The organism is Synechocystis sp. FACHB-908 (genome assembly GCF_014698595.1).
GTDB lineage: Bacteria > Cyanobacteriota > Cyanobacteriia > Cyanobacteriales > Microcystaceae > Synechocystis.
Genome location: NZ_JACJTH010000027.1, coordinates 69,943 through 93,528, shown reverse-complemented (window position 1 = coordinate 93,528; position 23,586 = coordinate 69,943). Strand labels below are relative to the sequence as shown.

The window sequence follows — 23,586 nt, the reverse complement described above, 5'->3', positions numbered from 1 at the left end:
CATGCCCCAAACCCAACCCGGCATTGAGGATTTTCTCCTGCGCCAACTGCGTCATCCCCAAGAAGAAGAGGAAGAAGAAGATTATTTTGACTACTTCTATGACGAGCCGGGTAGTGAACCGGGTACCCTCAGCATTGAACCCGATGCGCCCCCTTCCCGCATTGTGTTGGTGGATTATAGCCCCAGCCATGCCGTGCGAAAGTCGGATATTAGTCCCAATGCCCTGAGACCTTATTTAGGTACAAATACTGTTTCTTGGATGGATATTGAAGGTTTAGGCAGTGAAGAAGTGCTTAAGGAAGTGGGGGAAATTTTTAAATTACACCCCCTACTTTTAGAAGATATTGTTAACGTCCCCCAGCGAGCAAAGGTAGAAGATTATAACGACCATGTGATGGTTATTGCCCATCGGGTGCGTCCTAATCGGGAAGAAGATGGCTTTGAAAGTGAGCAGGTTAGTTTTGTGTTGGGCAAACGTTACCTATTAACTTTCCAGGAAGGGCACATTATTGATTGTTTTAATCCCCTAAGGGAAAGAATTCGCACCAATCAAGGTAAAGTTTGCCAACAAGGAGCGGATTATCTTTGCTATTTGTTAATTGATATGTTAATTGATGAATATTTTCCCCTCTTGGAAGATTATGAAGAACGCATTGAAGCCCTAGAAGACACCATTATTCGTAATCCCAACAGCTCATTAATGGAGGAAATTTACCATATTCGCCGGGAACTTTTAGCCCTGAGAAGGTTGATTTGGCCCCTGCGCCATGTGATGAATGTGCTGCTGCGGGACACCACCAATTCCATCGTAACAGCAGACGTAAGAATTTACTTTCGAGATTGCTACGATCACATTATTCAGGTGTTAGATATTATCGAAGCTTACCGGGAATTAGCTTCTAGTTTAATGGAGGTTTATATGACTGCCATGAGCAATAAAATGAATGAAGTAATGAAATTTTTGACCGTCATTTCTACCATTTTTATTCCCCTAACTTTTATTGCCGGGGTTTACGGTATGAACTTCAAAGAAATGCCAGAACTAAACAGCCGCTGGGGCTACTATATTACTTGGATAGTGATGCTCTTAATTGCCGGAGGATCCCTCTATTTCTTCTGGCGTAAGGGCTGGCTTAGTCCCTCCTATGATTTGGGAGAAAAGTAGCTTTTTGTTCTAAACTGCTTGAACAGACTGTAAAATCTCTTGCAGAATTTCTGTGTCTAGGCGGGGACCATAACAGGTAACTACTTTGGCGGCTGTTTCCGAAGCCAATTGCCCAGCTTTTTCATAGTCCATGCCATGGGTTAGGCCATATAAAAATCCCCCAGCGTACATATCCCCCGCTCCCACCGTATCGATGGGTTGGACTTTGGGGGTGCCAATGGTCAATAAATTCTCACCATCAAAAATTAGTGAGCCTGCTCCGCCCCTGGTCAGGGCAAAGTTTTTGGCAATACTTTTACAGTAGGCGATCGCCTGGTTGAGGTCTGAAGTACCGGCCATTTCCAGGGCTTCCGCTTCATTGGCGAATAGTAGATCTACCCCTGACCCCAGCATTTCCTTTAAACCGTCTTGAAAAAATTTGGCCATGTTGGGATCGGATAGGGATAGACAGGTTTTCACCCCGGATTGTTCGGCGATCGCCTTGGCTTCAATGCAGGCCGCTTTGGCACTGGGGGAAGTGACCAGATAGCCTTCCAGGTAAAGGTATTGGGACTGTTTTAAAGCAGACCAATCCATTTCGGTTACGGACAAACTGCCACTAATGCCCAAAAAAGCATTCATGGTGCGGTCAGCATCGGGGGTGACAAACACTAAGCATTTGCCCGTAATGCCTTCGCCAGCGGTTTCATGGTGGGGATTGGTATCGAGGCCGCAATCGTTCAAATCCTGGAGGTAAAAGGCTCCCGCTTCATCCTTACCCACTTTGCAGGCATAAAAACCCGTACCCCCCAGTTGGGCCAGGGACACCAGAGTATTGGCCGCTGATCCGCCACTGCTTTGCTTGCCACGCTGTTGGGCCAATTGGGCAATTAATTCATTTTCCCTGGCCTCTTCCACCAAGGTCATCACCCCTTTATCAATGCCTAGGCTGGCCAACTGCTCTGGGGTAACCTCAAATTCCATATCCACCAGGGCATTTCCCATGCCATAGACATCGTATTTGTGACCCATTGCAACCTCACGGATTCCACTTTATAACGAATGTTATCCTAGGGCAGAATGGCTTGACTGACAATGGTTAGATTAATTTACCGGATGGAAACGACGTTTATTATGGTCAGTTTGCGCCAAAATAATAGCAATATCACTGCTTAATTAGCACTGGCATTAATTAGTAGCGATGACGAGAGGATTGCTAAAATAAACAATAGTTAATCGAGGTTTGAGTGTAATTTTTGGTGACAATATGCCCACATCTATGTCGGAATGGAATCAATTTTTAGCCTATTTTCCCCTCGATAAAGCCAATTGGAATTTCAAAGCTTCTCAAAATTTAACTGCCCCTTTAATTTTGTACTATTCTGGTGTCCTTGCTGCCACTCCTAACCTAAGGCATTTACTGTTAGTTTCCCAGCTTAAGGGCACAGATACGGAAAGTTTTGGCAACCAGTCCATGCCCAGACCGAAAATGTTTGATCATCATGCTAGTCACGATTTCACGATGCTCTATGCCCAGGGCTCTGCGCCCCAACGGCGGGATTTATTGTTTCACTTTCAAATTAGTGGTTCTGATATTACAGCCAAGCAATTAGCCTATTTCTTGGTGGAAGCCTGTAGCAAAGCCAAAGATGAGGACCATGTTTACCTAGGCGATCGCCGCCACCGTAATTTCTGGGCCGATCTGGGCCGGACCAAATTGAGCCAATTGAATGTGGATTCTCGCATTTGGGAAGATGAGCAATCCTTGCAAATTATTTGACGGGTAGTGCTCTCCACCCCTCGGTGTAGGATCAAGGGACGGCTCAAGTAAAACCCAGCCCCTGGCCGTATTTTCGGTGGACATAATCAGGGGTTGCTTTAATGGGTAATGTTGTTGCCCGGTGCCAAGAACGTAGTTACCTGTTTGCCCTCACCATGGCTGAATCCTATCTCCTACCCGGTCAATTGTGGCCTCGTTTACTGGCCCAGAGTGACCATGCTCTCAAAACCGGTGCCCTCCAACCCATCACTACGGCGGTAACGACCCTGGAGGTGGGAGAAATAAACTTTGTGGTGCGGATTTTGACCCAAATTCATCGCAAAAAAATCATTACCGAACACCAACATCGCCAGAAAATTAATCCTTTTTTACCCTACGACGCCGATCTATTTGTGGGGCATTTTTCCCCAACCCATTTGGGATTGCTGAATAAATTTAAGGTAGTGGACCAACATTTATTAATTGTCACCCGGGAGTTTGAAGATCAACAAAGTCCTTTGACCTTGGGGGATTTTGGAGTGGCAGTACAAGTTTTAGAAGAAAAAGAAGGTTTAGTATTTTATAACAGCGGTCCCAAAGCAGGGGCCAGCCAACCCCACCGCCATTTACAATGGATACCCTTTCCCTTAGTGGAAAATGGTCAAAAATTCCCCCTGGCTGATCATTTTATTCAGGCAAAAAATCTGCCTTTTAAAACGGCGATCGCCCCCTTAACCATGGATGTGATTAACGATGCTGATGGAGGTAAAATTTGTTATCAGATTTATCAGGATCTGTTGCAGCAATTGGGATTACAAACTGCAGGGGGAGCAAAGCCCCATCCCTATAATTTACTAATGACCAGGGAGTTTTTGGCGATCGTGCCCCGTTCCCAGGAATCCTACCAAGACATTGAAGTTAATGCCCTAGGTTTTGCCGGTGGCTTATTGGTGAGAAATCAACAACAGTTAGAACTTTTACAACAATTGGGGCCGTGGCAACTATTGCAAAAAGTAGGGATAGCGCAATAGTTTCCCAAAGTTTTTCCCTAGGTTAGAGTGTGTTTAAAAAGCCCCCTGGTCCCCAAGTTTGGGGGGACGCATTCAAAGTTTCTCAGTATTGCCGGAGCGTTACTGAGGAGATTTAGGGGGCAGAATAAAACTTTTCCAACAAGCTCTTACAGTAATTGATCCACTTGCTTAGCTGTTTCAAAGAAGAAGCGGACGTTATCTTCCGGGGTGCCCACCAAAACACCGTGGCCGAGGTTGAAAATATGCCCCCCCTGCCCTGCTTTCCGCACCGTGTCTAAAATCCGTTCTTTGATGAAGTCCTGGGAACCAAATAGTACGCCGGGGTCCATATTGCCTTGGACTTTCATCTCTTTGCCCAGGCGTTGGCGGGCGTCGGCCATGTCCACCGTCCAGTCCACACTGACAATGTCCACCCCGGATTTACCCATGCGTTCCAAAATTCCGGCACTGCCGCTGATGTAAAGAATTAACGGTGTATCGGGATGGATTTCTTTGACCAGTTTGACCACTTTTTGCTGGTAGGGCAGGGCAAAGGTGTCGTAATCTTGGGGGCTTAATTGGCCGGCCCAAGAATCGAATAATTGCACCACTTGGGCACCACAGTCGATTTGGTAACGGACATAAACGGCGATCGCCTCGGCAATTTTATCGAGGAAACTGTGGAGAATGGCCGGTTCAGAAAAGGCCATTTGCTTAATTACTTTATAATCTTTGGAGCTTTTCCCTTCAATGGCATAGGCCGCTAGGGTCCAGGGAGCACCCACAAAACCCAACACAGTGGATTGGTTGCCTACTTCTTTCCGTAGCGTTCCCAAAATAGTTTTGATGAAGGGCAGACTTGATTCCGGATCTAGGGCATGGAGTTGATCCACCTGGGCTTGGGTACGGATGGGAGGGTCGATGATGGGCCCTTTACTTTCGATGATGTCGAAGGGAATGCCAATACCGGGCAGAGGAGTTAAAATGTCCGAAAACATGATCACCCCATCGGGTTGGAACGCTTGCCAGGGCTGGAGGGAAATTTCGATGGCCAAGTCTGGGTTTTCCGACCGCTCCCGGAAACTCGGATATTTATCCCGCAGATCTCGATAAACTTTCATATAACGGCCGGCTTGGCGCATCATCCACACGGGGGGACGTTTAACCACTTCGCCCCTGGCTACCCGCAGAAGGTAGGGCAAATCATTTGCTTCTGTCATTATTACTCCTAGATAAATTTTTTTTGTAAAATTACGCCTTTGCTAGCTTATCATTTCCCCCGGTGCCCCCAATCCTTGAGGATCAGGGGATTTAGTCTTTATCAGACTAATGTTCTCCCTTAGCGGCCAAAGACCCAAGACCCAAGCAGATTAGGGCGTTAACCACCAAAAAGGCGATCGCCGTGGAGCCGGTGCCAATGAGCCAAAGGGGAGTGCCCAGAAAAGCGGAGATTAAAAGAAAAACAGTGACCCCAAAACAAACTCCCAAAGACCACTGTTTCCCACTGGGGTTGCCCAGGAGCAGTAGTAGTAAGACAATGGGAATGAGGGCGCTGGCAAAAAAAGGATTTAACAAACCTGTGCCAGGGAGACTGTTACCCAACTCCGGTAAAGAACTACCCATGGCGCGGAAGGGCCATTGGGGCAAGTCAAAAATGTATAGACCCTGTAGAAAGAATAAGCCCGAGCTACCGAAAATTAATCCCCAGTTGAACGGCCAGGTAAATTGCAACGGTAGATAGATCCGCAACAGTAACACCAACAGGTATGACCCCAACACCATGGCTAATTTGGGTAGGAACGCTACGGCTCCCCCGTCGAACCAAAAGATGGGATTGAGATAACCGTTATCCCGCAACCAACGCATGAAATCCCGGAAGGAAATCTCTCCTTGTTGGGCCTGTTTGACGGCTTCCCCGGCGTTGACATGGCCAGCACCGTAGTAATTCAGACTATCGTTGGGCACAGAGCGGGCAGAGGCTTTGAGAATTTTTAATACCATTTCTGGTTCCGACACTTCGGCTATGGTTAAATTTTCTGCCGCCCTTGTCGATAAACCAACTTTTGCCTGTTGCAGTTGCACCGATTGGATCAAAGCGGCTGTGCCGGCCACATGGGGAGCCGCCATGCTAGTGCCCTGAAAACCCATCAATACTGGTTCCCTGGTATCTGGGTCAATGGTTTCTTGGAGAATTTTGCCGTCTTTGCCGTCGGTGCTACCCCCAGGAGCAGCTATGTCCACCCCTGCACCGTAATTGGAATAGTCCGCCTTATTACCCGTGGCATCGGTGGCAGCCACGCTGATTACCTTCGGGTACCGACCGGGATAGGCCGCGGCATTTTGTCCTTCATTACCCGCCGCCGCAATAATTACCACCCCTTTGCTGTAGGCGTAGTCAATAGCATCGGCCAGGGTTTTACTTTCACCGCCGCCCCCCAAGCTCATATTGATCACGCTGGCCCCATTATCTGCCGCATAGATAATGGCTTCGGCAATGTCCGCCACGGTACCGCCACCGTTGTCCCCCAGCACTTTTAGGGGCATAATTTTAGCCTTGGGGGCAATACCTGCTACCCCATATTCGTTGTTAGTGGCCTGGGCAATGGTTCCCGCCACATGGGTGCCATGGCCGTTGTAGTCGGTGGTGTCACGATTATCGTCCACAAAGTTATAGCCAGTGACAAATTGGGTTTGTCGTAAATCTGGAACCCTGGTTACTCCGGTATCAATCACCGCAACCGTTACCCCTTCCCCCTTACTACCATCCCAGGCCGATTCCATGGCGATCGCCCGGAGATTCCATTGCTTACTGTATTCAGGATCGTTGGGCACTTCTAGGGCTTGGTAAACATAGTTGGGTTCAACGTAGTCCACCTCCTTCATCAAAGGCGATCGCCGCAGCCGTTTTAAATCTTCCCCATCGCCTTTAACGGTGTAAACATAATCTTTGATCGAGAAAATACTATTAAAATCCACCGTTTTTTCTAACTTGCCATCGATGGCTTGGATATCCGCCGTCAGGGTCTGGGTGGGGATATCGTTTCTGAAGTTAATGATCAAGCTGTCGTAATTACCACGGTGGGCCAAACCATGGTGTTGGAGATAGAGATTGAGGGCAAACCACAGACCAGCAAAGAACAGAATGGTGAGGAAAAAACGTTTGATCATAGTAAATGCGGGGAACGGGACCCATTTTTCCGGGCGGAAATCAGTAAATCACACCTTGAGGGATGGATAAAACCTGGCCCGAGTGCCTGACTAATTGCAATTCTAATGGACGAATAAGGGAGATTGGCTATTTTGGTGTTGCCAAAGAAGATTTTTGCTGCGATCCCCAAGCTAACGTCGGCGGCATAAAACTTGCCCGAGATTCCCGGTGCCAAGGCTCTGAGTTAAATAAAAACGAGATTAATTCTTCCCTACCTGCCCCATCAGTTTTTCCACATCGGGGTCATAAATGCGTAGATAATTCCAATAATTACCAAAGACAGACTCCACATAACCTTTCGTTTCCGCAAAGGGAATGCGTTCCACAAATAGATCAGGGTCAGCGTTGTTAAATTCCTGTAACCATTTGGCCACATTGCCCGGCCCGGCATTGTAGCTAGCCACCGCCAGGGCAGAATTGTTGTTATAGGTTTTATGGGTATGGTCAAAATACCAAGTGCCCATATTGACGTTATCGGTGGGATCGGTGAGGGAATATTCCTTCAGACCAATTTGGGGCGCAATCCATTCTGCTGTGGCGGGCATTATCTGCATCAACCCCGTTGCTCCCACGGGAGACTGGATATTCTTCTCAAAGCGGGATTCCTGACGAATTAAGGCAGTGACCAAAAATGGATTGACCTGACGTTTTTCCGACCATTCAAAAATTAATTGTTGGTAGGGAAAAGGAAAGAGGGTTTGCCAATAATCCCTGGTACTCCGTAGTTCTTCCCATTGTTTTCTCTGTTCCGGGTCTTCAGGATTGCGCAAGTTCAGGACTTGGTTGATGCCCTGTAAATACTCCTGTTGGGTCAGCTTGAGTAAAGCTTCTGTAAAACCTTCATTTACCGTTAGCTCCGGTGTGGCTTCCCCTTCTGCCCGGGCCCGAACTTCCGCATTGAAAAGTTCGATCGCCTCTTGATCCTGGGCAAGACGATACAACTCCCGAAAGGTGGGGGAACCGGCCGGGGGTAAGGGGCGCTGATCCGGCACCGTCACCGGGGGGTTGAGGAAACGCACCGAGTTAAAGTCCCCCACCTGCCAACCCAGTAATACCGCCGATCGCCAAGCGTAGTAGGACTGGGGATATTTAGCCAAGACTGTTTCAAAAGCGGCCTTGGAATCAGCCGATCGCCCTAGTTGTTGGGCCCATTTCCCGATCCAAAAAATCGCTTTGGGGGTAACGTCACTCTGGGGATTTTGATTGGCAATTTCCTTGGCCCAGCGCCAAGCTTCAGTGTAATTGCCGGCTTTAGCAAACTCCTGGGCCTGACGCCAACGGTAATCAGCCGCAGCATCGGAATTGGGGTACTTTTGCAGGAGAGCTTGCCGGGCCTGTTGGGCTTGGTTAGCATCAAATTTCGCCAGCAGATCTATGCGGGCCGCCAAGGCAGAGGCCCCTTGGTCAGGAAATTGTTGCTCTAACTGCTGTAAATATTGCACCCCTTCCCTGGGGGGGACCAATTCCGCTAAACGTCGCAGGGCTAAAGCGGTTTCTTCGCTGTCGGGGTAGGTGGCAATTAATTGGCGATAATTTTCCTTTGCTTCATTATCTAGTTTGCTAATCTGTTGGGCCCTGGCTAAACGATAAAGATTACGGGCATTGCTGGGAGCCTTTTCATAAGGGGCGATCGCCTGGTTATAGATGCGGCGGTGCCAAAAGTTGTCCCCCATGGCCTGCCAATCCTCAGGGGTTAACTCTCCTTGGCGATTGGCTGTGAGGGAATTAATCACAGCAGCAGTGCGGCCATCGGTGGGATGATTTTGCAAAATTTGCCGTTGGATTTCTAGAGCATTAGGTTCACTTTCCAACTGCTGGTGGAGAATAGCCAAGGTGCGGGGATGGCCCGGATGGTCGGCGATCGCCTGTTGCCAATAGGTTTCATCCAAACTGCCCAAATTTTCCAGGGCATTGACTACCACAGGGGAATCGGGATATTGGTCTAAAATGTCTTGCCAAGTAGCTTCCGCTTGGTCATTTTCGTTGCTCAATTGATAGCCCCGGCCCCGCATCAGCAAAATGTAGGGCGCTAACACTGGATATTGCACTTCCAATCCTTCTAATACTCGGAGCGCCGGCCCTCCCTCAAATTCCGCCAACAAATCCCCTGCTAGCAAAAACCTAGCCCGACTTCTTTCCAGGGATAATACTTCTTGGTTGGCGATCGCCTCCAACTTACTCCGTCTTTGATCTGGGGGCAATAGAGCCAGCCTGAGCACCTCGGAATCTTGGTGTTGTTCCTGCTCGTAAGCTTTGAGTTGGGCTTCCTGTCGCCAACCGTTCACCATTTCCAAAGCCTTGGGCAGAGTCAGGGCCGTGCCCCCCACCAACAGCACTAAAATCCCTCCCAACCAGAACCAGCGTTTACCGCCGAAAAAATCCCCGGGTTGATCTTCCAATTTCTCTGGGGCAATGTAATCTGAATTTACCGGCGCAACGGCAACATTGGCTTTATTAGCTTGGCCGAATGAATTAGATAAGTAGTCTGACCCAGGTTGCCCTGCACTTTCTAGGTTTTCCGCCTCTGCTGCCAAGGACGGACTAGATAAATTCGGTAAAGATAGCCTTTTTTTCGGATTTTGCGGGGGAGGATTAATATTTTCCTCCGTTTCCCCCTGGATGCCATCCCGGTTGGCCTCCATCTGCTCCGATGAAGCATTCCCTATTGCGGTTAAATCCTTGAAATAATCCTGCAATTGGGCCTTTGATTTCTTGTGCATAATGTTGGAATAATGCCAAACCACAACTCTACCTTATCTTTGTCTGGGTTTGACTGGGGAAGGTAAGCGGGGATTATTCTGGCTGAAAGTGTTACAAACATTTTCCCAGGGGCGATCAGCCTTCAGACCAATGGTAGGGAAAACCTAAACTCACTACCTTGGCCCAGGGTACTCGTGACAGTCAAACTGCCCCCCTGCAATTCCACCAACCGTTTGGCGATCGCCAGCCCCAAACCCGTGCCGCCGGAATAACGGGAACGGGATTTATCAGCCCGCCAAAATCGCTCAAACACGTAGGGTAAATCCCCCTCTGCGATGCCAATGCCCGTATCAGTAACAGTCACCCAGAGTAAATTTTCCTTTTCCATATCTTTCCTATTCGTACAAAGATAGGCGTCGATGGTAATGGCACCGCTGGGGGTATAACGCACCGCATTGCCAATTAAATTGACCAAAATTTGCTCAGCGCGGTCCGGATCCGCCAATACCGTTGGGAGAGGAGGTTGGACAGCGAGGATTAATTCCGGGCCATCTTCCAATAACTGATCCGCAAACCGTTGTTGTAATTTTGCCAACAGGGGATAAAGGTCTAGGGGTTGCCGTTGGATAGATAAATAACCCGCTTCCACCTTGGACAGTTCTTGTAAATCCACCGTTAGCCGTTCCAACCTGCGGGTTTCCCCCACCAGTCGTTGGTATAGTTCCGGATCTCCGGCAATGGTGCCCTCCGCCAATTGTTCCAAATAGCCCCGCACCACCGTTAAAGGGGAACGTAATTCGTGGGTCAGGTCACTCACCAGTTCCCGCCGTTGTTGTTCCACATTTTCCAAGCTATCCGCCATGCGATTAAAACTTTGGCCCAACTCCTCCAATTCAGGAATGTCACTGGGGGGCATCCGGGATTGTAAATCGCCCTCTGCCAAATTTTTCGTGGCTAACTTTAGGCGATCGAGGGGTTGCATAATCCGGTCTGCGGCTAGGAAGCTTAACCCTCCAGCGGCGCTGGCCCCAAAGATAATTGCCCAGAGGGAACTGCGATTCCAGGCGGTTTCAAAACCCCGGATCAGATAGGTTTTGGCGGAACGAACAGTTATAAATCCCTGACTTTCCAACTCCTCTAGGCGCAGAACAAACATGCGGGGGGAAGATATTTTGGCCAGGGAAACGAAACTGCCCAACCCGACTAGCATCACCAGCATATGGGAAAGGAAAAGACGGGAACCAAGACTGAGTTTAGCCATAGGATTGAGGTTGGCGGATCTAAGGAGTGCCCACAATGGGGGATCATTCAGGAAAAGCAATGGCTTACTCCCCCTGGCCCCCATTTGTCTGTAGCACACCCGCAAAGCCGTAATAGAATGGGGTGATTGTTTTGCTCAATTTACCCGGGTCGGGGCATTGGGAGATTTAAAGATCCTAGGATCTGCCAGGTTATGGAGTGACCAAAAACTCGCCTTGGCCCCGCTGGAACCTATTGCCTAGCATTGCAGACCTGAATAGGTAAGTTGAGAGTCCGCTTAAATTTTTGGTGTCAGGAGTTGATCGCATGAGCCTACGTCGTAATGCCCTTAAGGTTTTGCAAGAAACCAGTCGGACATTCTACATTCCCATTAGCATTTTGCCTGATCAGCTTCTCGATGCGGTGGCCTCTGCCTACCTTTGTATGCGGGCGATCGATGAAGTGGAAGACCACCCCGACCTGGATGCTGAGACCAAAGCGAGAATCCTAAATCAGATTAGTCTTAATCTCCAGAGTGCGACGGAAAACTCCCACAGTGAGGACTTTATTCGGGGATTAGACCCCTACCGCAACCTTTTGCCGGAGGTAACTTTAAGGGTGGGAGAATGGGCCCTGCTAGCCCCGGAAAGCATTGCTCCTAGAGTTTGGGATGCCACGGCGGCCATGTCGGATCGGATGGCTTTTTGGGCGCTCCAAAACTGGCAAATCAGAACGGAAAGCGAGTTGGACCAATACACCTTTAGTGTAGCGGGGGCGGTGGGTCTACTGCTTTCGGATTTGTGGGCTTGGCACGATGGCACCCAAACGAATCGCTCCCATGCCATTGGTTTTGGTCGGGGACTCCAGGCGGTGAACATTGTCCGCAACTATAAGGAAGATAAGCGCCGGGGGGTGAGCTTTTTTCCCCAGGGTTGGGAACTGGCGGATATGCACAAGTATGCCCGTTACAATTTGGCGTTGGCAGATCAATACACCAAATCTTTGCCCCACGGTCCGGCCCTCAATTTCTGTAAAATTCCCCTCACCCTTGCCTATGGCACCTTGGATGTTTTGGCCCTGGGTAAGGAAAAACTCAGCCGCAGTGACGTGATGGCTTTGGTTAATCGGGTTATTGCCAGTTAGGATTTAACTGATCCTGCCAGAATGCCTCGCACAAAGTACCGCTGCAAACCAAAGAAAACCATTAGGGGCACAATCATGCTGATGAAAGCTCCAGCGGTTAATAAGTACCAATCCTGTCCCCGGGAGCCGACTAAATTACTCAGTTGGATGGTAACAGGGGCAACATCGGCGGTGCCCCCCAGGTAAACCAGGGCGACCAATAAATCATTCCATACCCAGAGAAATTGAAATACAGCAAAGGAGGCGATCGCCGGCATGGAGAGTGGCACAATTAACTTGGTAAAAATTTTTAAATGGGAAGCACCATCCACCGCCGCCGCTTCAATTAGGTCTTTGGGAAGAGCGCCAATGTAGTTGCGTAACAGGTAAATACCCAGGGGCAGACCATAGGCAGTGTGGGCTAACCAAACCCCAAGGAAAGTGCCCGCTAGGCCCAATTGGGCGTAAACCCTCAAAACAGGAATAAGAGTGGTTTGTAAAGGCACCACCAGTAGGCAGACCACCAAAATAAATAATAATTGTCGTCCCGGAAAGGTCATCCAAGCAAAGGCGTAAGCGGCAAAGGTGGCAATGGCAATGGGAATCACCGTGGCAGGCACAGCAATGGTCAAACTGTTTAAAAAAGCTTCCCCCATGCCGGAGGAGCGTAAAACGTCCCCATAGTTGCCCAGATAAAACTGGGTAATTTCTAGGGGGTGCCAAAATACTGTCCACCAACCAGTGCTGAGCATGTCCCCCCGGGGCCGTAGGGAGCTAATAAATAGACCTAAACTAGGCAATGTCCAAATGAAGGCAATGGTGAGAATTGCTATGTGAATGGGAAGTTTTTGCCAAAATTCTGTTTTTCTATTGGTGTTATTAGTCCTATTAGATTTATTAACGGCTTTGGTCATTAACGTAATTTCTCCTGAGCTTTAAAACGACGAATATTGGTGATCATCACGGGCACAATTAACAGCAACAAAATGACGGCAATGGTACTTCCCCGGCCAAAGTTGCGATAATTAAACATTTCCTTAATCATCAAGCTAGCGATTACTTCCGTGCCCTGGTTACCGCCGGTCATGACAAAAACAATGTCGAATACCTTCAGCACTAAAATCACCATGGTAGTACTGACTACTAACAGGGTAGAGCGGATCATGGGAATGGTAATGCGCCAAAAAATTTGCCAACTGTTAGCTCCGTCAATCCTAGCCGCCTCAATGACATCAGCGGGAATGCCTTTCACTGCGGCGGAAAGAATAACCATACAAAAGCCGGTGTAGAGCCAAATCATGATGGCGATGAGGGCAAAATTGTTCACCGATCGCTCCACTAACCATCCCACTGGGGCAAAGCCCAAGCTAGTTACAATGGCATTGAGCAAACCAATTTGTTCGGCCCCCGCTGGCCTGTAGGCGTAGACAAATTTCCAAATGACGCTGGCCCCCACAAAGGAAATGGCCATGGGCAAAAAGATGATCGACTTGGCGATCGCCTCGTAGCGGACTTTATCCACCAAGACAGCAATAATTAACCCCAAACTAACGCTGATGCCTGTGACCAGTACTAACCATAATAAGTTGTTGCGAAATGCCACCAACATGGTGTGGTCTGTGAAGGCAAAAACGTAATTTTTTAATCCGACAAAATTCCTGGAGCGCCCATCAAAAAAGCTTAAATAGACAGTCTCTAGGGTGGGCAATATTAGATAGGCCGACAGAAAGAGTAAAGCCGGGGTTACATACACCCAGGGCAATATCCTTTTATTCCAAGGTTTGGGCAGAGCATTAATGGCGTAGTTAGCAAGGTAAAACAAACCGATTACCCCGCCACAACCAATGGCGATCGCCAACAGAACATTAACAACGCGATAAAACAAATTTTTCTTTTCCTCCAAATAACAACAGTGCAGCAGTAACTAAGGCATCTAACGGGGCCAACTTCTTTCAATGGTGTTTAAAACTTGAGTACCGTCGGCGCCGCCGATGTAGTCCACCATGCCAGACCAAAACGTCCCCGTGCCCACCGCTCCCGGCATCATATCGGACGCATCAAAACGAATCACCTCCGCCTTGTTCAAAATTTCCGCCTGTTTACGGGTCAGGCGATCGGGATAGAGATTCAGGTCAATGTTTTTGTGGGGAGAAATATAAGCTCCTAAAGTGGCGGCTACTTCATGGGGCCGGGAGCTCGCCAAATATGCCATCAACTGCCTAGCTTCCGGCGTATCGTTAAACATGGCAAAAATATCCCCTGCCACCAGGATGGGTAAGCCATACTCTTCTTCAATGGGGGGCAAAGGGAAAATATCAACCTGGTCATCGTCCACATCCGCCGGCAAAAAAGCGGCAATGAAATTCCCTTGGCGGTGTAGATAACAATGGGGGGGATCGGTAAATAATCCTAAAATAGAGTCTCCAAAAGGCGTGCTCAAAGCCCCCACCTTCCCGCCGTAAATCATTTTTTCGTTCTGGGTAATTTCGCCAAAAATATCCAGGGCATTTTCCACCCGGCGATCGTTGAAGGGAATATCATGGGCTACCCACTGGTCATAGGTTGCCGGACTAGCAGTGCGTAACATAATATCTTCGACCCAATCGGTGCCCACCCAGCCCGTAGCATTGCCACTTTCGATGCCCAGACACCAGGGAGTTTTGCCTTTATCAATCAGCCGTTGACTAAGGGCCATCATTTCTTCCCAAGTGCCAGGAACTTCATAACCATTAGCAGCAAACTCTTGGGGATTAAACCAAACTAGACTTTTGACCGAGGCTCGATACCAAACGCCGTAAACGGTGCCATCCACCGCAGCTAAATCCAACCAAGCCTGGTCATAGGCCTCTGTCATTTCCTCCGGGGTGAGAATTTCCCCCAGGGGAACTAATTTTCCTTCCCTGGCAAAATCCGCCATCAATCCCGGCTGGGGAAACATGGCTAAATCGGGAGCTCGACCGGAGTCGACCCGAATGGGTAAGGTGGTGGCAAAGGTATCAACGCCTTCGTAAACCACTTCAATGCCGGTGGCTTCGGTAAAGGGCGCTAGGGCTTGTTCAATTTTTTCCTGTTGTTCCCCAATCATTACCCCAAGGATGGTCACCTGTTTTCTGTCTTCGTCCCCATTAACCCCTGGGCCCTGGCAACTAGTGAGAACAATCAGGCTAATTATCAGGGTAGTGATTTTAAAAAATTTCATCGCAAAAACCGTAAAGCAACAACCCAATATCGATACAGTCAATATCTTTGGTGTGGGAAAGTTCCACCTATACCATGCCTTGAAAATTGGTATGGGTCAAATCAGATAGTTCTTTTTGACTACTAATTTTGTTGCTAGCAGCGTTGTCAATCCCATCGCTCTGGTCTGGGATGCAAATGGCAGGAAAATTCTGCTCCCCTTGGGGGAAACGAGTTACGATGGGGGCGACGTTTGCTTTGTTTGCGACATAATTCTATGGATGTCAAATTGATTTTGATTGGTCTAACAGCGGTGTTTACCCTGGCATGTCTATTTTTCGGCACCAAAAATGGCTATTACGACACTGACAAGTACGACGGTAATGGTTCTGCCCATTAGTTTTACCCGCCGTTATTGTGATTGATTTTGCTTTGCCCCCAGGGCTGATCGCCAAGCTTCCATGACTTTTTCCGTGCCGACCCAGGGCAAGGCTTTTGCCAATATATCCTTTCTTCCCTATGGAGTGGGTCCCCGGGATGGGGGGATTTGTCTGGAACTGCATTTGGGACCCTATAGGATTCTGCTCGACTGTGGTTTAGAAGACTTAACACCATTGTTGGCAGCGGATCCGGGGACAGTGGATCTGGTTTTTTGTAGCCATGCCCACAGGGATCACGGTTTGGGGTTGTGGCAATTTCACCAACAATTTCCCCACATTCCCATTCTGGCCAGTGAAGTTACCCAACGGTTACTGCCCCTGAATTGGCCCGATGAGTTTGTGCCTCCATTTTGTCGGGTTTTACCCTGGCGATCGCCCCAGGAAGTTTTACCTGGCCTCACGGTGGAATTATTACCGGCAGGGCATTTACCGGGGGCTGCCCTAATTTTGCTCGAATACCATAACGGCGATCGCCTTTACCGGGTGATTTATACCGGGGATTATTGCCTTTCCCATCTCCAGTTAGTAGACGGTCTGGCCTTGACTCCCCTGCGGGGTCTGAAACCGGATGTGCTGATCCTAGAAGGACATTATGGCAACCGCCGTTTACCCCACCGTCGTCAACAGGAAAAACAATTTATCCAGGCGATCGAAACGGTGCTAGCCAAGGGGAGAAATATTCTCCTGCCAGTGCCTCCCTTGGGTTTAGCCCAGGAAATTCTCAAGTTACTAAGGACCCACCATCAGTTCACCGGGCGTCAAGTTAACCTTTGGGCGGGGGAATCCGTGGCCAGAGGTTGTGACGCTTACCAGGGAATAATTGACCATCTCCCCGATAATGTCCGCAATTTCGCCCAACACCAACCCCTATTTTGGGACGATAAAGTTTATCCCCATCTGCGCCCCCTCACCGATGACCAGGGCGAACTATCCCTATCGGCCCCATCCATAGTAATCACCACAACTTGGCCTGCTTTTTGGCCTAGTCCCGCCGCCTTACCGGGATTGTGGACAGTATTTATGCCCCAGTTGCTTACCTTACCCAGTTGTTTGGTGAACTTTGCCTGGCAAGACCTAGAAGAGTTTCCCAAATATGAGCTGGAAGATTATCTGTTGGCAGACCATAGTGATGGCCGCAACACGACCCAGTTGATCCATAATCTCCGTCCCCAACATTTGGTGTTTGTCCATGGGCAACCCTCGGATATTGAAGACTTAACTAGTTTAGAAGAATTACAAAGTCGCTACCAGCTCCATTCCCCCGCCGCCGGCAATGCGGTGGCCCTGCCCATTGGCGATCGATTTGTACAACCCACTCCCCCGCCGCCCCAGATTTATGAAGGAGAAATCCACGAGCTAGAACCGAATAAGCAGATTCATCACCTGGGGGAAGTGGTCATCCATTTAGACGGGCAAATTCTAGAAAATTCCCGTTGGGGCAAATTTGGCGAAACCGGCATTGTGCAAGCCCGTTGGCAGGGAGAAGAACTGGTATTAAGGGGGATCAGCCAAAGGGAATTGCTCAAACAAAATCAAAGCAGTAAGCGCCCGGTAGATTTTGATTGCTGTGCCAACTGCCGACATTTTCAGCATTATCATTGTCGTAATCCCGTTTCTCCCCTGATGGGATTAGAGGTGAGGGCGGATGGCCATTGTCCTGTCTTCGAATCAGTAGCAAGTAGTTGAGGCGTGTTTTAAAAACCGCCCGATGCTCCTAATTTTGGCTGAGGACTATGTAAAAGTCTCCAGCCATTGTGGTCACTTTTTGCGGAGCAAACTGAAACCTGGCCAATAGGTTCTTAGGGGTTGCAATGCTAGCTGTAGCGTAAAATCAACGCTTCCCTGGCCTGTTCCCGGTCATCGAAGTGGATTTTTTCCGTGCCAAGAATCTGGTAGTCTTCGTGGCCTTTGCCGGCAATTAACACCCCGTCCCCCGGTTTTGCTTCCCGGATCGCCTTATGGATAGCGGTGGCCCGATCGCCAATGATCCAGGGTTCGATGTCTAGACTGATGCCTTGCACTACGTCGGCCAAAATTTGTTCGGGGTCTTCGGTACGGGGATTGTCGGAGGTAACCACCGCTAGGTCGGCCAGCTGAGCCGCAATATTGCCCATTAAAGGCCGTTTGGTACGATCCCGATCGCCACCACAACCAAATATACAAATCAAGCGGCCGGGGATAAAGGGGCGGGCGGCCTTGAGGGCATTTTCCAAACTGTCCGGGGTGTGGGCATAGTCCACCATCACAGAAATGTCTTGATCCGGGCGGATTTGTACCTGCTCCATGCGCCCCGGTACCCCAGGAAAATCGAGTAAATCCTTCACCATGGCGGCTGGATCTAGCCCAAGGTGCAGGCCACTGGCGATCGCCGCTAGCACATTGGCCAAGTTAAATTGCCCTACTAAGGGGGACAGGAAAGGAAATTCCCCCTGGGGAGTAACAAACGTGCCCTTAACCCCGGTGGGTTGATAGTCCAAATCCTTGGTGTAAAAGTCCGCAGTGCTATCGTTGACGCTGTAGGTGTAAACCTGATCCAACGGTAGGCGATCGATTAACCTTTGGCCGTAGGGATCATCTTGGTTGATCACCGCCCGACCTTGGAGATATGACTCCTTAAACAACAAAGCCTTGGCAGCAAAATAATTTTCCATGGTGCCGTGGAAGTCCAAATGATCCTGGGTGAGGTTGGTGAACACAGCGCAGGCAAAGCCACATTGCAAAACCCTGCCCTGGGCCAAGGCATGGGAACTAACTTCCATCACGGCGTATTGATTGCCCGCCTGGAGAGCTTCGGCCAATTGTTTCTGTAAATCCGTCGCAAAGGGGGTGGTGTGGGTGGCGGTCTTTTGGTAACCAGGCCAACGGGTGTAGAGGGTTCCCAGCAAAGCACTGGACCGTTGCTGTTGATTGAGGAAATATTCAATCAAATGGCTGGTGGTCGTTTTGCCATTGGTGCCCGTTACTCCCACCAGTTGCAACGTTTGGGCAGGATGTTGGTAAAAGGCCGCCGCAAGGCCGGCACACACCGGCACTAAATCCGGCACCGCAATGACGCATTCTCCATTTTGGGGCGGAAATTTTTGCAACGCCTTCTCACTGACCACAGCGGCGATCGCCCCAGCTTCTAGGGCCCCGGACCAAAACTCCCCTCCGTCAACCCTGGTGCCCGGCATGCCAATGAATAAAGTGCCAGGGGGACAGGCATGGGAATTGGTAGATAAACCAGTCACTATTTTCCCTAGGGCAGGGCAACGATCCGATTCCTGGGCCAACCAAGGGGCGGCGGCCACCACCTCTGGAACCGATGCCAATAACTGCCCTAACTTAACCATGGTTGTTTTTCCCCAATCAAATCTGCCGTCAATGAAGGTCAATATACCCGAGATGTTCCAACGGAGGTTAGCTCCTGGTGTACTGGTTGCAAAGCTTCCTGGCTGACCTTGATTAATGCGAACGGGAATTACCTTTTCTCCGTCCAGCAAGAAGGGGGAGTTCAGTCAACTTTTTCCCTCCAAAGACGGCCCTTGGCACTGGCCAGTTCTGGATGCCCTGCCTCAATTAAAGCCTGATCCCGCAAACGGCAGGAGTCACAGCGACCACAGGGTTCTTCCCCCCCGGCGTAGCAAGACCAGGTTTGGGCAATGGGGACTCCCAATTCCAAAGCTTTATGGACAATGTCAACTTTGCTCAATTCAATCAGGGGAGCCAGCAATTGAATGGGTCTTCCTTCTACCCCGACTTTGGAAGACAGGGCTGCTAATTGTTGATAGGTTGCTAAATATTCGGGGCGGCAATCAGGATAGCCGGAATAGTCGATGGCATTGATGCCCAAAAATACCGCTTCGGCTCCCTTTGCTTCAGCTAGGGATAAACCGAGGGCAATAAATACGGTGTTACGCCCCGGCACATAGGTGGAAGGAATAATATCTGGTTCTACCCCTGTCTGGGGCAAGGTTTGTTGGCGATCGGTCAGGGAAGAGCCTCCCCACTGGGCCAGGTCTAGGTTGATGCTGAAATGTTCTGGGATCCCCAGAGCTTGGACGATGTCTGCCGCCGCTCGCAATTCCCGGTCATGGCGTTGACCGTAGTTAAAGGAAAGGGCAATAACTCGGTACCCTTCCCTTTTGGCGATCGCCGCTACGGTGGCGGAATCTAACCCTCCGGATAGTAAAACAACAGCAGTTTTGGTCATAGATTTTTCGGCAGTCAATCGGTTATGGTCATTGCTGGAGCCTGGGCAGCCTGTTGGCAAAGTTTTAGTTTGTTCCCTAACCCCGCCGGGGAAATTGTCTTTGTCGCACTTCTCCACTGAATTTATGCACTGTTTCCGTAATGGTATGTCGTAAATTCAGATAGGCCGGAGCAAAGGGCGGTTGTTTGACTGTCAAACCGAGTAAATCCGCCGTCACCAAAACCTGGCCGTCACACTGGGGCCCTGCCCCAATGCCAATGGTGGGAATGGGCAACTGCTCAGTGATACTAGCCGCTAGTTCGCTAGGAATATGTTCTAAAACAATGGCAAACACTCCCGCCTCTGCCAAGGCGATCGCCTGATGAAGAATTTTCTCCGCTGTGGCCGGGTCCTGGCCCTGTTGCCGATAACCCAACTGATGGACTGATTGGGGCGTTAAGCCCACATGACCCATCACCGGAATGCCCACCTCCGTTAGTCGAGCTACGGTTTCCACCATGCGGGGGTGACCCCCTTCTAATTTCACTGCCTGGGCACCGGTTTCCTGCAAAACCCTTCCCGCTGACCCCATGGCCTGGGCTGGACTTTCCTGATAGGTCAAAAAGGGCAGGTCACAGACCACCAAGGCTCTTTGTACTCCCCTTTTAACTGCCGCTGTGTGGTGAATCATGGTGTCCAAGCTCACCGGTAGGGTAGTTTCGTAGCCCAAAGCCACCATTCCGAGGGAATCCCCCACCAGAATAATTTCCACTCCCGCCGCATCCAACACCGAGGCGATCGCCGTATCCCAGGCAGTAAGGGCCACAATAGGCCGTTGTTGACGCTTCCAATCCAACAATTGGGTGGGGGTAATGGCCATGGGAACTTAAGAGCGCACCGCCTCTAAAATACGGGAATAGTAGAAACGGGTACTGGTCATGCCGGTACGGGCAATGGAAAAGCCGTTATCTCCCAAAATTTTGCGAATGTCTGCTTCTTTATGTTGATAGGCCCTGGTGGTCTTACTGGGACCGGGAAACAGTCCCCCAATTTTTTTCAACACCGTCAAGCCCAGGGTTTTGGGGGCAAAGCTCAAAATTAAACGGCGATCAGCCAGGGAAGCCAAGTGGCTAATCATCGCTGACGCCTCCTCCGTTGGATAGTGAATCAACACATCCAGACAAATAACTGTGTCATATTTACCCCCCAACTGGGCTAAATCCTGGGTCATAAACGTGGGCTGATTGCCATAGGCCAAAACTTCCTGGGCCTTTTGTTGGGCTTCCCCCACCATTTTTTCGGAAATATCACTGCCATAGACCAATGCCCCCGCTTGGGCCAGGGGAATGCTCAAACTACCTACCCCACATCCCGCATCACAGACTAACAAGCCAGGTAAATTTCCGTCCGCCACTAACCAGGCCACCACCGAGTCAACGGTTTGTTGATGCCCCACCCGGATGTCTTTTTGCACGAAATTGACTTGGCCGTCACCATAGATCCGGCGCCAACGGTCAAAGCCGGTGGAATTAAAATAGTCACGAACGATGGTTTTATCGTCTAGGGCGGCGTTGGTCATGGAAAGCTAAGCTCGAAAATTTGAGTTAGGTAAAGGTTGGTATAAGCTATAGGCACGAGCCGTCTAAGCAATGGTACCATTCTTTTCTGGTTACTCTGGGGGAGGAACTTTCGTGGTTCCATATCAGGAATTCAAGACCTAATATCCCCAGCCGAGGGGAGAACGTGTTACTATGCCCCCATAGAGTAATGATCGGTTGGTAGCATTTGTTTCTAGTATTAACGGTTTTTCGCGTTTTTCCATTGACAGGCATTTCTCCGAAATCACCCTCTACATATCCCTCAGTTTTTGGAGAAAATCCATGTCAATTTATGTAGGCAACCTGTCCTATGACGTTTCAGAAGCCGATTTAACCGCGGTTTTTGCTGAATACGGTTCCGTAAAGCGGGTTCAGCTCCCCACCGACCGGGAAACTGGTCGCATGCGGGGCTTCGGTTTTGTCGAGCTAGAAGCTGACGCCGAAGAAACGGCTGCCATTGAAGCCCTAGACGGTGCAGAATGGATGGGTCGTGACCTTAAAGTTAACAAAGCCAAGCCCCGGGAAAATCGCAGTGGCGGTGGTTCCTTTGGTGGCGGTCGTAAAAGCTATGGTGGTAGCCGCTACTAGGGCTTAGTTTTTGTTCGCCGTCGTTCCACCAGTTTGATTCGGTTAGTGAAACTTTTTTGAGCTACCCGTATTTCTGGTGGGAAATCGGGCTAAATCCTGTTCTCATTGTTAGTTAAATTAGTTCAACCTAGGGGTTCTTGCCGTGTGGCCGGAACCCTTTAGTTTTTCTGGTGACAAGGGCATTTTTGCTTGGCTTTGTCATTTCTCCTCCCCTTGCCTTGGAGGTAATTGTCACTCATACTAATTCAGACACTGGATTCAGTGTTTACCGAGCGTCCAAGATTGTTAATACTATGCAACCCACCCCCCCGAAGCCGCCCAAAAAGACCCCCGAGACTGACCTTTTAGAAACCAATGTGGCCGCGGCAGATGATCTAATTCCCGAAGCCCCAGCTAACACTACCCTAGATACCACTGCCAAAAACTATTATCAGGCGATCGGTTGGTTGCGGGGGGTGGTAAAAAAAGGGGAAGAACGATATTACGTACAGATTCGGGATGCCAATTTTACCTTATATTTGCCTAGGCGAGCCATTGCGGTGGCGGCGGCGTTGGAAGGAAAGTTAGCCTGGATCAAGTGCTATCCCCAGTCCAAAGGAGAAGGGTTAAGCTTTAAAGTGGTCTGGATGGGCACAGAACAGCATGAGAAAAGCGATCCTGGTATTTTTGTTTTGCGGGGAGTGTGGCAATTTATTCCCCAATGTCGCCGGCCTGTTTTTAGTGTCTATCGCAATGAGCTGAAAAGCTATGAAAATCGCCCCAACAATCAGCATTTGCCCTTAATTTGGAGCGATCAACCCCCCTACCGTTTTCGCAAGGATTCGGAGGAGCGGCCGAAGTTTTATCAGATTTTGGCTCGCTTGATTCCCCAACGCAATTGTTTTGGTTTTGTGGAACAGATTGCCGAGCCGGTTGAACAAACCCCCCGTCGGGTTAAAAAGACTCCCTTTAACCCCGATAGTTCTGAGAAAAAGCCTGAGTATGGCCATAAGGGGGAGAAGCAAGAGAATGCCCTAGAGTCTCCAGAAAACCTAGATCTGGACCAGGGACAGACTGAGCCATTGCTGGCAGAGAAGCTTGATGGTCTTGATACTGACAACGGCGATCGCCAACTGTCTTCTGGGGCGACCTCTTTGACAGAAGAACCAAGCAATGGATCAACAGAAGCGGTAGTTGAATCGGAGCCATCCCTAGAGCCGGAATTACCAGTGGAGTCGAAAGCAAAAACAACGACTTCCACGGGTAAGACCAAAACTACGAAAACGCCCAAGGCCACCAAAACTACTAAGACTAAAACTAAGGGGAAAACACCTCCACCGGAGGCCTAGACATTGTTGCTCCTTGGGGTCTGGAAAAACCGCAATGGGGGTCAAAATGGGCCTCCCAATCAACTTTGGCAATCCACAAAGCCGGGGTTTACCTATAGAGTT

At 49.6% G+C, this 23,586-nt stretch carries 20 protein-coding genes; 8 read left to right on the top strand and 12 right to left on the bottom strand.

The genetic code is table 11. From position 1 onward, the window contains the following. Window position 1: 1 nt before the first annotated feature. Window positions 2-1,165: a magnesium/cobalt transporter CorA gene (gene corA / locus H6G46_RS09615; RefSeq protein WP_010874052.1), complete on the top strand. Its 1,164-nt coding sequence runs from the start codon at window positions 2-4 to the stop codon at window positions 1,163-1,165. Window positions 1,166-1,174: 9 nt separating this feature from the next. Here the strand turns inward: corA and H6G46_RS09610 are convergent, their stop codons facing one another. Continuing rightward, the gene (locus H6G46_RS09610; RefSeq protein ID WP_010874051.1) at window positions 1,175-2,176 is read right to left on the bottom strand and encodes an adenosine kinase; all 1,002 of its coding nucleotides are present in this window, start codon (window positions 2,174-2,176) and stop codon (window positions 1,175-1,177) included. A gap of 235 nt (window positions 2,177-2,411) precedes the next feature. Between H6G46_RS09610 and H6G46_RS09605 the strand changes: the two genes are divergently transcribed. Both H6G46_RS09605 and H6G46_RS09600 read left to right on the top strand, forming a co-directional pair. Then, complete coding sequence (locus tag H6G46_RS09605) at window positions 2,412-2,924, top strand: hypothetical protein (protein ID WP_010874050.1); 513 nt, start codon at window positions 2,412-2,414, stop codon at window positions 2,922-2,924. Between the two features lie 101 nt (window positions 2,925-3,025). Next, window positions 3,026-3,934, top strand: a complete 909-nt coding sequence (locus H6G46_RS09600; protein WP_010874049.1) for a DUF4922 domain-containing protein — start codon at window positions 3,026-3,028, stop codon at window positions 3,932-3,934. A gap of 146 nt (window positions 3,935-4,080) precedes the next feature. Here H6G46_RS09600 and hemE read toward each other — a convergent pair whose 3' ends face one another. From hemE to H6G46_RS09580, 4 genes are all read right to left on the bottom strand, one after another. Then, complete coding sequence (hemE, locus tag H6G46_RS09595; protein ID WP_010874048.1) at window positions 4,081-5,133, bottom strand: uroporphyrinogen decarboxylase; 1,053 nt, start codon at window positions 5,131-5,133, stop codon at window positions 4,081-4,083. Between the two features lie 106 nt (window positions 5,134-5,239). Further along, window positions 5,240-7,081 (bottom strand): DUF5942 domain-containing protein, encoded by a 1,842-nt coding sequence (locus H6G46_RS09590; RefSeq protein WP_010874047.1) that lies wholly within the window; start codon window positions 7,079-7,081, stop codon window positions 5,240-5,242. 240 nt (window positions 7,082-7,321) lie between these two features. Beyond that, window positions 7,322-9,841, bottom strand: coding sequence for a transglycosylase SLT domain-containing protein (locus tag H6G46_RS09585; RefSeq protein ID WP_223211304.1), 2,520 nt, complete (start codon window positions 9,839-9,841; stop codon window positions 7,322-7,324). A gap of 122 nt (window positions 9,842-9,963) precedes the next feature. Then, the gene (locus tag H6G46_RS09580; protein ID WP_014407154.1) at window positions 9,964-11,082 is read right to left on the bottom strand and encodes a HAMP domain-containing sensor histidine kinase; all 1,119 of its coding nucleotides are present in this window, start codon (window positions 11,080-11,082) and stop codon (window positions 9,964-9,966) included. A gap of 305 nt (window positions 11,083-11,387) precedes the next feature. On the opposite strand from H6G46_RS09580, the gene H6G46_RS09575 reads away from it, so the two are divergent. Next, on the top strand, window positions 11,388-12,203 hold the full coding sequence (locus H6G46_RS09575) for a phytoene/squalene synthase family protein (protein WP_020861974.1): 816 nt from the start codon (window positions 11,388-11,390) through the stop codon (window positions 12,201-12,203). Here the strand turns inward: H6G46_RS09575 and H6G46_RS09570 are convergent. Genes H6G46_RS09570 through H6G46_RS09560 form a run of 3 tightly spaced genes read right to left on the bottom strand, consistent with a single transcriptional unit; the run spans window position 12,200 to window position 15,381 of the window. Then, the gene (locus tag H6G46_RS09570; protein WP_010874043.1) at window positions 12,200-13,096 is read right to left on the bottom strand and encodes a carbohydrate ABC transporter permease; all 897 of its coding nucleotides are present in this window, start codon (window positions 13,094-13,096) and stop codon (window positions 12,200-12,202) included. The two genes, H6G46_RS09575 and H6G46_RS09570, sit on opposite strands and share 4 nt — an antisense overlap. Further along, a complete protein-coding gene (locus H6G46_RS09565) occupies window positions 13,096-14,067 on the bottom strand; it encodes a sugar ABC transporter permease (RefSeq protein ID WP_020861975.1) in 972 nt (323 codons plus the stop codon). The genes H6G46_RS09570 and H6G46_RS09565 overlap by 1 nt, the downstream gene beginning before the upstream one ends. 48 nt (window positions 14,068-14,115) lie before the next feature. Beyond that, on the bottom strand, window positions 14,116-15,381 hold the full coding sequence (locus H6G46_RS09560; RefSeq protein ID WP_010874041.1) for an ABC transporter substrate-binding protein: 1,266 nt from the start codon (window positions 15,379-15,381) through the stop codon (window positions 14,116-14,118). A 255-nt stretch (window positions 15,382-15,636) separates the two neighbouring features. Between H6G46_RS09560 and H6G46_RS18650 the strand changes: the two genes are divergently transcribed. Both H6G46_RS18650 and H6G46_RS09555 read left to right on the top strand, forming a co-directional pair. Then, window positions 15,637-15,759, top strand: coding sequence for a membrane protein (locus H6G46_RS18650; RefSeq protein WP_038531209.1), 123 nt, complete (start codon window positions 15,637-15,639; stop codon window positions 15,757-15,759). Between the two features lie 61 nt (window positions 15,760-15,820). Beyond that, a complete protein-coding gene (locus H6G46_RS09555) occupies window positions 15,821-17,485 on the top strand; it encodes an MBL fold metallo-hydrolase (RefSeq protein ID WP_010874040.1) in 1,665 nt (554 codons plus the stop codon). Window positions 17,486-17,613: 128 nt separating this feature from the next. Here the strand turns inward: H6G46_RS09555 and H6G46_RS09550 are convergent, their stop codons facing one another. The 4 genes from H6G46_RS09550 to bchM all read right to left on the bottom strand — a co-directional run bounded on the left by H6G46_RS09550 (window position 17,614) and on the right by bchM (window position 21,549). Next, window positions 17,614-19,131 (bottom strand): UDP-N-acetylmuramoyl-L-alanyl-D-glutamate--2,6-diaminopimelate ligase, encoded by a 1,518-nt coding sequence (locus tag H6G46_RS09550; RefSeq protein WP_010874039.1) that lies wholly within the window; start codon window positions 19,129-19,131, stop codon window positions 17,614-17,616. A 161-nt stretch (window positions 19,132-19,292) separates the two neighbouring features. Next, window positions 19,293-19,991 (bottom strand): 7-cyano-7-deazaguanine synthase QueC, encoded by a 699-nt coding sequence (gene queC / locus H6G46_RS09545; protein ID WP_014407153.1) that lies wholly within the window; start codon window positions 19,989-19,991, stop codon window positions 19,293-19,295. 76 nt (window positions 19,992-20,067) lie between these two features. Continuing rightward, on the bottom strand, window positions 20,068-20,850 hold the full coding sequence (gene panB, locus H6G46_RS09540) for a 3-methyl-2-oxobutanoate hydroxymethyltransferase (RefSeq protein ID WP_010874037.1): 783 nt from the start codon (window positions 20,848-20,850) through the stop codon (window positions 20,068-20,070). 6 nt (window positions 20,851-20,856) lie between these two features. Next, a complete protein-coding gene (bchM, locus tag H6G46_RS09535) occupies window positions 20,857-21,549 on the bottom strand; it encodes a magnesium protoporphyrin IX methyltransferase (protein WP_010874036.1) in 693 nt (230 codons plus the stop codon). A gap of 301 nt (window positions 21,550-21,850) precedes the next feature. On the opposite strand from bchM, the gene H6G46_RS09530 reads away from it, so the two are divergent. Continuing rightward, window positions 21,851-22,156 carry an RNA-binding protein gene (locus tag H6G46_RS09530; protein ID WP_010874035.1) on the top strand — a complete coding sequence of 102 codons (306 nt, stop codon included), beginning with the start codon at window positions 21,851-21,853 and terminating at the stop codon, window positions 22,154-22,156. Between the two features lie 293 nt (window positions 22,157-22,449). Beyond that, on the top strand, window positions 22,450-23,484 hold the full coding sequence (locus tag H6G46_RS09525) for a hypothetical protein (protein WP_223211303.1): 1,035 nt from the start codon (window positions 22,450-22,452) through the stop codon (window positions 23,482-23,484). Window positions 23,485-23,586 lie beyond the last annotated feature (102 nt).

What these genes read in the sequence shown, in the direction of transcription:
- corA (WP_010874052.1), top strand. Translation starts at nt 2, where the DNA reads ATGCCCCAAACCCAACCCGGCATTGAGGATTTTCTCCTGCGCCAACTG.
- H6G46_RS09610 (WP_010874051.1), bottom strand. Translation starts at nt 2,176, where the DNA reads ATGGGTCACAAATACGATGTCTATGGCATGGGAAATGCCCTGGTGGAT.
- H6G46_RS09605 (WP_010874050.1), top strand. Translation starts at nt 2,412, where the DNA reads ATGCCCACATCTATGTCGGAATGGAATCAATTTTTAGCCTATTTTCCC.
- H6G46_RS09600 (WP_010874049.1), top strand. Translation starts at nt 3,026, where the DNA reads ATGGGTAATGTTGTTGCCCGGTGCCAAGAACGTAGTTACCTGTTTGCC.
- hemE (WP_010874048.1), bottom strand. Translation starts at nt 5,133, where the DNA reads ATGACAGAAGCAAATGATTTGCCCTACCTTCTGCGGGTAGCCAGGGGC.
- H6G46_RS09590 (WP_010874047.1), bottom strand. Translation starts at nt 7,081, where the DNA reads ATGATCAAACGTTTTTTCCTCACCATTCTGTTCTTTGCTGGTCTGTGG.
- H6G46_RS09585 (WP_223211304.1), bottom strand. Translation starts at nt 9,841, where the DNA reads ATGCACAAGAAATCAAAGGCCCAATTGCAGGATTATTTCAAGGATTTA.
- H6G46_RS09580 (WP_014407154.1), bottom strand. Translation starts at nt 11,082, where the DNA reads ATGGCTAAACTCAGTCTTGGTTCCCGTCTTTTCCTTTCCCATATGCTG.
- H6G46_RS09575 (WP_020861974.1), top strand. Translation starts at nt 11,388, where the DNA reads ATGAGCCTACGTCGTAATGCCCTTAAGGTTTTGCAAGAAACCAGTCGG.
- H6G46_RS09570 (WP_010874043.1), bottom strand. Translation starts at nt 13,096, where the DNA reads ATGACCAAAGCCGTTAATAAATCTAATAGGACTAATAACACCAATAGA.
- H6G46_RS09560 (WP_010874041.1), bottom strand. Translation starts at nt 15,381, where the DNA reads ATGAAATTTTTTAAAATCACTACCCTGATAATTAGCCTGATTGTTCTC.
- H6G46_RS18650 (WP_038531209.1), top strand. Translation starts at nt 15,637, where the DNA reads ATGGATGTCAAATTGATTTTGATTGGTCTAACAGCGGTGTTTACCCTG.
- H6G46_RS09555 (WP_010874040.1), top strand. Translation starts at nt 15,821, where the DNA reads ATGACTTTTTCCGTGCCGACCCAGGGCAAGGCTTTTGCCAATATATCC.
- H6G46_RS09550 (WP_010874039.1), bottom strand. Translation starts at nt 19,131, where the DNA reads ATGGTTAAGTTAGGGCAGTTATTGGCATCGGTTCCAGAGGTGGTGGCC.
- queC (WP_014407153.1), bottom strand. Translation starts at nt 19,991, where the DNA reads ATGACCAAAACTGCTGTTGTTTTACTATCCGGAGGGTTAGATTCCGCC.
- panB (WP_010874037.1), bottom strand. Translation starts at nt 20,850, where the DNA reads ATGGCCATTACCCCCACCCAATTGTTGGATTGGAAGCGTCAACAACGG.
- bchM (WP_010874036.1), bottom strand. Translation starts at nt 21,549, where the DNA reads ATGACCAACGCCGCCCTAGACGATAAAACCATCGTTCGTGACTATTTT.
- H6G46_RS09530 (WP_010874035.1), top strand. Translation starts at nt 21,851, where the DNA reads ATGTCAATTTATGTAGGCAACCTGTCCTATGACGTTTCAGAAGCCGAT.
- H6G46_RS09525 (WP_223211303.1), top strand. Translation starts at nt 22,450, where the DNA reads ATGCAACCCACCCCCCCGAAGCCGCCCAAAAAGACCCCCGAGACTGAC.